Genomic DNA, 526 nt, shown 5'->3' with positions numbered 1-526 from the left:
CGGAAGCGGTCGTCGAGGCGGTCGGCGATCTGCCGGGGCGTGAGCAGCCGCAGCCGGGCCGCGGCCAGCTCGATCGCCAGCGGCAGCCCGTCGAGGCGGCGGCAGATCTCCGCGACGGCCTCCTCGTCGCGCAGCAGCACGTCGGCGTCGGGGCGGACCGCCGCCGCGCGGTCCGCGAAGAGGCGCCGCGCCTGGTCGGGGGAGAGCGGGTCGACCGGGCGCACCGCCTCGCCGGGGACGCCCAGGGGTTCCCGGCTGGTGGCGAGGATCCTGAGGCCGGGGCAGTGGGCCAGCAGGGTCTCGGCGAGGTCGGCCGCCGCGCCGATGACATGTTCGCAGTTGTCGAGGATCAGGAGCCGGCTGCGCGTGGCGCAGTGCTCCACGAGCAGGGTGACCGGATCGTCCTGCGGGGCCGCCAGGTCGTGGGTCATCAGCACGGTCTCCCGCAGACCCAGCGCGTTGACCACCGCGCCCGGTACCGCCTCCGGCCGGTCGAGCGGGGCCAGCTCGACCAGCCGGAGGCGGT

1 protein-coding gene is annotated in these 526 nt (G+C 76.4%); it reads right to left on the bottom strand.

Annotated elements, in window-relative coordinates; genetic code table 11:
* A partial coding sequence (locus CCN42_RS40945) for an ATP-binding protein (RefSeq protein ID WP_422641143.1) occupies positions 1 to 526 on the bottom strand: 526 nt, incomplete at both ends.

Source organism: Streptomyces glaucescens, from assembly GCF_002154375.1.
Lineage (GTDB): Bacteria > Actinomycetota > Actinomycetes > Streptomycetales > Streptomycetaceae > Streptomyces > Streptomyces glaucescens.
Note: the sequence above shows the minus strand (reverse complement) of the source record. Positions and strands in the feature narration are given on the sequence as shown.